We start from the raw sequence: 628 nt of genomic DNA, 5'->3' as shown, positions 1-628 counted from the left end.
CACATGCTGGAGATAGGCGCCGTGCAGTTCTTTCATGATCCACTGGTTGTCGGGATTGCCGGCATTCAGGAGCTGTCGAAGACGCATGAGATCGTCTCGCGTTCGAAGACCGAGCTCTGGCACCGCATTCTGACGCATTACCTGCCGCTCTACTTTCCCGAGGCCGAACGGTTTCATCGAAGCTCGCGAACCGACTGGTTCCTCGCGTTCCTCGAGAAGTATCCAACGCCCGGCATGATCACGGCCATGAGCAAGGAGGTCTTCGTCGCCGACGCCTGGCAGGTGGTCGGCCGCAAGGTGTCCAAAGAGCGCCTGCTCTCAGACATTTACGCCACGGCGGTCGGCTCTGTCGGGCTCCCCGTTCACCCGGATTCCGACGCCGTGCGCATGTTCCGTATGGTGCTCGCCGAAGGGCGCAGCCTGGTTTGCCAGCGCAACGAGATCGAAGCACGGGCGGCCGAGCTGTTGTCCGATCACCCCGATTACCAGCTTCTGACAACCATTCCCGGTATCGGCCCGATCAACGCGCTGACCATTCTCGCCGAGGCTGGCGATCTGCGACGATTCCGGCACCACCGGCAGTTCCTGAAGTTCTGCGGCATGGACCTCGCCACAGTGCAGTCCGGCA

Annotated in this window: 1 protein-coding gene; it reads left to right on the top strand. The window is 61.8% G+C overall.

The features are described 5' to 3' along the window. On the top strand, positions 1-628 hold a 628-nt coding region (locus IE266_RS26770), incomplete at both ends, for a transposase (RefSeq protein ID WP_189683189.1).

Origin of the sequence: Seohaeicola zhoushanensis, assembly GCF_014656415.1 — a bacterium.
Classification (GTDB): Bacteria; Pseudomonadota; Alphaproteobacteria; order Rhodobacterales; family Rhodobacteraceae; genus Seohaeicola_A; species Seohaeicola_A zhoushanensis.
Note: the sequence above shows the minus strand (reverse complement) of the source record. Positions and strands in the feature narration are given on the sequence as shown.